Origin of the sequence: Kitasatospora sp. NPDC004799 (assembly GCF_040609095.1) — a bacterium.
Lineage (GTDB): Bacteria > Actinomycetota > Actinomycetes > Streptomycetales > Streptomycetaceae > Kitasatospora.
Genome location: NZ_JBEXJK010000441.1, coordinates 1 through 6,550 on the forward strand (window position 1 = coordinate 1; position 6,550 = coordinate 6,550).

The 6,550-nt window shown below is 76.0% G+C and carries 5 protein-coding genes and 1 pseudogene; 2 read left to right on the forward strand and 4 right to left on the reverse strand.

What is annotated here, in order from left to right; all coding sequences use genetic code 11:
- Positions 1 to 21: 21 nt before the first annotated feature.
- Positions 22 to 1,134, reverse strand: a complete 1,113-nt coding sequence (locus tag ABZW03_RS34820; RefSeq protein ID WP_355267577.1) for a DUF2510 domain-containing protein — start codon at positions 1,132 to 1,134, stop codon at positions 22 to 24.
- Positions 1,135 to 1,540: 406 nt separating this feature from the next.
- On the opposite strand from ABZW03_RS34820, the gene ABZW03_RS34825 reads away from it, so the two are divergent.
- Positions 1,541 to 1,957, forward strand: coding sequence for an SsgA family sporulation/cell division regulator (locus ABZW03_RS34825; protein WP_097237712.1), 417 nt, complete (start codon positions 1,541 to 1,543; stop codon positions 1,955 to 1,957).
- Between the two features lie 215 nt (positions 1,958 to 2,172).
- Here the strand turns inward: ABZW03_RS34825 and ABZW03_RS34830 are convergent, their stop codons facing one another.
- The 3 genes from ABZW03_RS34830 to ABZW03_RS34840 form a co-directional block, all read right to left on the reverse strand.
- Positions 2,173 to 3,573 (reverse strand): glycosyltransferase 87 family protein, encoded by a 1,401-nt coding sequence (locus ABZW03_RS34830; protein WP_355267581.1) that lies wholly within the window; start codon positions 3,571 to 3,573, stop codon positions 2,173 to 2,175.
- A 160-nt stretch (positions 3,574 to 3,733) separates the two neighbouring features.
- Positions 3,734 to 5,305: a HAMP domain-containing sensor histidine kinase gene (locus ABZW03_RS34835; protein ID WP_355267584.1), complete on the reverse strand. Its 1,572-nt coding sequence runs from the start codon at positions 5,303 to 5,305 to the stop codon at positions 3,734 to 3,736.
- Positions 5,302 to 6,006 carry a response regulator transcription factor gene (locus ABZW03_RS34840; protein ID WP_355267587.1) on the reverse strand — a complete coding sequence of 235 codons (705 nt, stop codon included), beginning with the start codon at positions 6,004 to 6,006 and terminating at the stop codon, positions 5,302 to 5,304. Before ABZW03_RS34840 ends, ABZW03_RS34835 begins: the two co-directional genes overlap by 4 nt.
- A 133-nt stretch (positions 6,007 to 6,139) precedes the next feature.
- Between ABZW03_RS34840 and ABZW03_RS34845 the strand changes: the two are divergent.
- Positions 6,140 to 6,550: pseudogene (locus ABZW03_RS34845) on the forward strand (hypothetical protein); the annotation flags it as partial.

Sequence of the window (6,550 nt, forward strand, 5' to 3'; positions counted from 1 at the left end):
CCCGCCGCCTCGCCGACGACCTCAAGCACCAGTAGTCACCCGATTACCCAACACTCTCTCAGGCGTCAGGCGTTCGGGGCGACCCGGGCCGGGCATGCCGATCGCCCCCTCGCCGACCACCGGCACCGGACCGGAGGCCAGGACGGCCGGTACCGGCGCGTCCCGCACGGCCACCGCCACGGCGGGAGCGCCGGCGGCGGCCAGTTCCACGGCCGCCGGAGCGCGCTCGGGCTCCGCGCGCCCCTCCTCTGCATCGGGCGCCTCCGGAATCACCCCCCAGGAGACCCAGCGCGGCGCATCGCCCGTCTCCATCAGGCCCCGCTGCCGCCGCGGATCGGCCTGCCACCCGGACTCCCCGAAAGCCGGGGCCGGGACCGGACCCGACCCCGGGGCCGGACCCGACCCCGGGAGCGAGCCCGGACCGGGCGCCGGGACCGCCCCGGGCACCGCACCGACGGCTCCCGGCCCGTCCACGCCCACGGGCGGCTCGGCGCCGCCGAAGCCCGATGGCAGGCCCTGCGACGGCACCCCCGACGATCCGGAGGACGGCGCTCCCGGCCGGTCCACTGTCCGGAACACCGGCCCGCCGATCACCTCCGCCAACCGCGGCCCGAGCACGAAGGAGGCCCCGCCCGAGGTCTGGTCGAAGTACACCGGCCCGGTGTCGCCGCCACCCGCCGGCGGCCCGACCCGCACCCGCGCCAGCGGCTCCGAGACCACCGGTTCCGCGACCACCGGTTCCGGGACGACCGGCTCCGGGACGACCGGCTCCGACAGCACCGGCATCGAGACCACCGAATCCAGGGCAGCCGGCTCCGGGACCACCCCCGGCACCGAGGCCGCCACCCCCGGCATCCCGCCCTCCGGCGCCACCACCCCCGGAGCCGCCACCGCCTCCGGCACCACCGGCGGCCGCACCACCCGCGCCCCCGCCCCCTCCGGGGCGGGCCGCCGGGTCGCGTACCGGGGCGGCTCCAGCACCTCGCCCGCGGCGGGCGCGGGCCGGCTGGTGCCGGGCACCCAGGCCGAGCCGCCCCAGTACCGGACGAAGCCGGGGATGGAGGGGTCGGGGTAGTAGCCGGGCTCGGGCGCGACGGCCGGGTCGCCGTCGGCGGCGAAGGGGCGGTCCGTCATGGGGGTCTTCTTTCCTGGCAGGGCCTGACGAGGACGGTGCGGGCCGACCGGGCCCGACCACCGCAGACACATCCACCCGCGCGCACGACCCGGCGCGCGCCCGGCGCTCGGCGCGCGTGGGGGCACCACCGATGGGCGGACAGTCGCCGGGCAGTCACAAAGGGTAGTACCTCACCGGAGCCGTGACGGGAAGTTCGCGATTCCCCGGACAGCGGAGGGTCGCTCAGGGTAGGGAACCCAGCGCACGGTGATTGCCCGCGCGCCGTGCCACCCGCCGTTCACCACCCCACACCAAACTTCCCGAAGAAATCCCGGAAACGTGTGTAAGAGCCGGTGCGGACCGCCCTCTCAAAGGTCACAGGGGCCCGGAACCGGGTGCCGCCCGAAGGCAGAGAGGAAGACGATCATGGAGCGTCCCGTCAGCGTCGTCGAGCACGAGCTGGAGCTCAACCTGGTGCTCTCGCCGGAGCACAGCGTCCCCGTTCCGGCCCGGCTGTCCTACGGCAGCCACGACCCGTACGCGGTGTACATCACCTTCCACCTGGACACCGGTTCCCCGGTGACCTGGGTGTTCGCCCGCGAGCTGCTGGTCGAGGGCACCTTCCGCCCGTGCGGCCAGGGCGACGTGCGGATCTGGCCGACTCGCTCGGGCCGCCGCAGCGTGCTCTGTCTGGCGCTCAGCTCCCCCGCCGGGGACGCTCTGCTGGAGGCCCCGCTGCCGGCCGTCGCGGCCTGGCTGGAGCGGGCGCACCGGCTGGTCCCGCCGGGCAGCGAGCTGGCCGCGCTGGACATGGACGGCTCGCTCGCCGAGCTGCTCGCCTAGGCGTGCGCCGCAGCGTGCACTGGCACGTACAGCATCACGGGTACGAGCACCCGCGCGAACACCCGGACAGGGAACACCCGGCCGAGGAACACCCGCCCGAGGAACCCCCCGCCGTGGAACACCCGACCGGGGGACGCCCCGGCGATCGGCGGGCCCGGCGGACGGAGCGGGAGCAGGAGCGGGAGCGGGGAGGCGGCAGCGGCGCCCCCGGCGGCTCAGCGGGCCGCGGGGGCCTGCTGACGACCGCGGGCGGCGTCCGGGCCGCCGGCGTCCCGCTGTCCGGGCAGCCGGACCAGCGGCGCGCCGGCCGACCGGCGTCGGGCCCTTATCCGGACGGCGGCGGCGAGCAGGAAGCAGAGTCCGACCCACGGATAGACCGAGGTCGGCAGCTGGCGCCACGGTGACAGGTCGAGGACGGCCAGGCCGACCGGCTTCGCGGCCCACATCGCGAAGGACACGAAGGCGAGCAGCGTGGCCCAGAACGCGGCCCGCCAGCGCAGCCGGCGGACACCGGCCGGACGGGCGTGCTCGACCGAGGCCTCGGCGGCCAGCAGGACGAGCGTCGGCACGCACCAGACCCAGTGGTGGGTCCAGCTGATCGGCGAGATCAGCACGGCGGTGACGGCCGCGCAGCAGACGCCCCAGGCCTCGGCCCGGGGCAGCCAGCGGCCGCTGCGCACGGCCCAGGCGGAGACGGCGAGCCCGGCCAGCGCGACCAGGCCGGCCCCGAGGGTGGCGACGGTGCCGGGGTCGGCGGTGTGCAGCAGGCGGGCGAAGGCGCCGCGCATCGACTGGTTGTCGACGATCCAGGTCTTGCCGACCCGGGAGGAGTCGTAGAGGTACTTCGTCCAGAAGCCCCAGGTGGCGTCGGGCAGGACCAGGGCGCCGAGCAGGAAGGTGCCGAGGAAGGTGAGGCCGGCCACGAAGGCGGCCCGGACCCGGCCGGTGATCAGCAGGTAGACCGCGAACAGCCCGGGGGTGAGCTTGATGCCGGCGGCGATGCCGATCGCCACGCCCTTGCTCCGCCGCCCGTCCGCGCGGGTGAGGTCCCAGAGGACCAGGCAGGCCAGCGCGAGGTTGATCTGGCCGTACCGGAGCGTGGTGAAGACCGGCTCGAGCCAGACGCCGAGGCCGGTCACCAGGACCACGCCGATCGGCCGCAGCTCGCGGCGCGGCCAGCCGACCAGCTTGAAGGACAGGTGGGTCAGCAGGGCGAGCAGCCCGATGTTGCCGAGAGTGATCGCCACCCGGAGGAAGGGGACCGGGAACCAGGTGGTCGGGACGAACAGCATCGCCGCGAACGGCGGGTAGGTCGCGGGCAGGTTCCACTCGGTGACGCGCAGCGCGTACAGGTCGGTGCCGTTCGCCACGGCGGCGCCCTCGGCCCGGTAGACGATCATGTCCACCATCGAGGTGTGGACGAAGTGCCGGACCACCGCGTACACCAGCAGGGACAGCAGTGCCACGGCGGAGGCGGCCAGCAGTGGGCGGCGGGGGGCCTCGCGCAGCGCCCGGACGGGGGCGCCGAGGGTCCGGCGCAGCCGGTCCGACAGGGGGGCGGGCGAGGGGTCGGGTGCGGTCCGCACCGGGCTGCGCTCGTCTTGCACCGCTGTCACTGTCCACTCCGTCCACGGCTCGGCCAACCAGCGACGATACCGGATGCCGTCCGGGCGGAACCGTTCGCGACCGACTACGCAGCGTCACAAAGCGGGCCTGACCAGCCGCGCTCCCTCGCCGCCGGAGCACCCCGGGGCGATCGCCCCCGACCGGCCGCCGTCACTTCTGGAACAGCGCGCCCCTGGTCCGCCGCCCCCGTCCGCCCCGCGCCGGCTCCGCCTCCTGCGGCCGGGTGCGCAGCCGCAGCCGGGTCTCGGCCCCGCCGAGCACCGCCGAGCGGCCGAGCGCGAGGTCCCCGCCGGTGGACTCGGCGAGCTTGCGGACGATGTCCAGGCCGAGGCCGGTGGAGCCCTCGCCGCCGTGCCCCTCGCCCCGCTTGAGGGCGGCGGCCGGATCGCTGTACCCCGGTCCGGCGTCGCCGACCAGGACGATCACCGAACTGTCGGTGGCCAGGACGTCCACCGAGAAGGCGGTGCCGACGGCGGTGTGCCGGAAGACGTTGCCGAGCAGCGCGTCGACGGCGGCCGCGAGGTCGCCGCGCTGGACGGGCACCGGCGCCGCCCGCTCGGCGCCGGCCAGCTGCCAGCCGCGCCCCTCGTCCTCGGCCAGCGCCGACCAGAAGGAGACCCGCTCCCGGATCACCTCGGCGGCGTCGCAGCCGACCGCGACGGCGGGCGCGTCCTCGGGGGCGCGACGGGCCGAGCGGATGATCTGGTCGACCTCGCGCTCCAGCTGGGCGACCGCGTGCCGGGTGGCGTCGGCCGCGTCGCCCTCGCCGAGCGAGGCGGCGTTGAGCCGCAGCACGGTCAGCGGGGTGCGCAGCCGGTGCGACAGGTCGGCGGCCAGTTCCCGTTCGGCGGCGAGGAGTTGGACCACCCGGTCGGCCATGGTGTTGAACGCCTGGCCGGCCTCGCGCAGTTCCTCGGGGCTGCCCTCGGCCTGCTTGCCCTCCACCGGGACCCGCACCGAGAGGTTCCCGGCGCCGAGCGAGCGGGCGGCGCCGGCGAGGGTGCGCGCGGAGCCGACGATGCGGCTGCCCATCCGGTCGGCGACCAGGACCGAGACGGCGACCAGGCCGAGCGCCACGGCGGAGAGCACCTGCCAGGCCGTGGCGACGCCCCGGGTGAGGTCGCTCTCGGCCACGAACACCTCGACCACCGCGGTCCGCCCGGTGTCCACCGCGACCGGCTGGAGCAGGGCGTACCCGCCGGGCACCTGCACGGTGAAGGAGCGGCCCTGCCCGCCGGCCGTGGCCACGTCGGCCGCGGTGGCGCGCCCCTCCCCCAGCATCGGGCCCCCGGGCTCGCCGCTCCCGGCGGCCGCCGTCCCGCTCCCCGCGGCGCCCGCCCCGGCGGGCTGCCCGGCCGCCGGAACGGGTGCTGCGGGAACAGGTGCTCCCGAGGCAGGCGCTCCCGAGGCAGGCGCTGCCGGAGCGGGTGCCGCCGGAGCAGCCGCCGGAACGGGCGCGGCCGGCAGGTGCACCGCCATCCGCCCCTGCCCGCCGGCGTCCGTACTGGCCAGGGCCCGGTTGATCGCGTCCTCGTCGGTGGTGATCGCCAGGGCCGGACCGAGCGCCGCGGCCTGCCGCTCGGCGGCGGTGAAGGCCCGGTCCCGCGCGGTCTGTTGGACCATCATCCCGAGCGGGATCAGGAAGGCCAGCGCGACCATGGTGGTCCCGGCCACGGCGGCCTTGACCAGGGCCCAGCGCAGCGAGCGCCCGAACCGCCTCATGTCCGGTGCTCCGCCAGGCCCCCGGCGGCCTCCAGCCGGACCCCGACGCCCCGGACGGTGTGCAGGTAGCGGGGGTTGGAGGCGGTCTCGCCCAACTTGCGGCGCAGCCAGGAGAGGTGGACGTCGATGGTCTGGTCGCCGCCGTAGGTCTGCTGCCAGACCTCGGCGAGGATCTCCTTGCGGGGCACCACCACGCCGGGCCGGGCGGCCAGGAAGGCCAGCAGGTCGAACTCACGGCGGGTCAGGTCGAGCGGCCGCCCGTCCAGCGCGGCCTCCCGTCGCTGGAGGTCGATGGCCAGTCCGCCGACCCGCAGCACCTGGGCGACGGGCGCCGCGCCGCCGCCGAACCGGCGCAGCACGGCGGTCATCCGGGCACTGAGGTGTTCCCCGGAGAAAGGTTTCACCAGGTAGTCGTCGGCGCCGTCGTTGAGCAGCCGGATGATCTCGGCCTCGTCGTCCCGGGCGGTGGCGACGATCACCGGCACGTCGGTCAGGCCCCGGATCATCTTGAGCGCCTCGCTGCCGTCCAGGTCGGGCAGGCCCAGGTCGAGGATCACCAGGTCGCAGCCGACCTGGGCGACCTCCCGCAGCGCCTCCAGAGCCGTGCCCACGCTGCGGACCGCATGACCGGTGTCGGTCAGGTGGCGGATGAGCGCGGACCGTACGAAGGGGTCGTCCTCGACCACGAGCACTGTTGCCATGGCCCTGCACGGTACGCCATCGCCGGTCAGTGGTCTGTACCTCGGGGTGGGTCCGGACATTGTGCAACTACCCTGCCGAATACCGGGGGTGCCGGTCTCCATCCGTTTGGAAATACGGCAGGATGTGCGGACGATGCGGAACGGACTGGTACAGCTCGGCGCCTGGGCGGCGGCCACCGGGGCGGCGGTGGCGCTGTCCTGGCTCGGCGTGCACGCGGTGCTGACCGGCGCCGCGTTCGAGCAGCCCACGGCGCTGCCGCTGCCCTCCCCGAGGGCCGACGGCACGCCGCACTCCGCGCCCGCCACCCCGGACCAGCCGCACTCCGCCGCGCCGTCCACGACCCCCTCCCCGGCGGCCTCCCCGAGCACCGCCGCCACCGCCACCGCCACCGCGGCCACCGCTCCGCACACCCCGGCCACCACCGGCACCACCGGCACCACCGCGTCGCCCACCCGCCGGCCCGCCCCCCCCCCCACCGCGACGTCCACCGTGAAGAGCTACCCCATACCGGGCGGCAAGGTCGCGCTGGACCAGAATCCGGAC

Coding starts and splice junctions, on each gene's coding strand:
- ABZW03_RS34835 (WP_355267584.1), bottom strand. CDS start 5,305: ATGAGGCGGTTCGGGCGCTCGCTGCGCTGGGCCCTGGTCAAGGCCGCC.
- ABZW03_RS34840 (WP_355267587.1), bottom strand. CDS start 6,006: ATGGCAACAGTGCTCGTGGTCGAGGACGACCCCTTCGTACGGTCCGCG.
- ABZW03_RS34820 (WP_355267577.1), bottom strand. CDS start 1,134: ATGACGGACCGCCCCTTCGCCGCCGACGGCGACCCGGCCGTCGCGCCC.
- ABZW03_RS34825 (WP_097237712.1), top strand. CDS start 1,541: ATGGAGCGTCCCGTCAGCGTCGTCGAGCACGAGCTGGAGCTCAACCTG.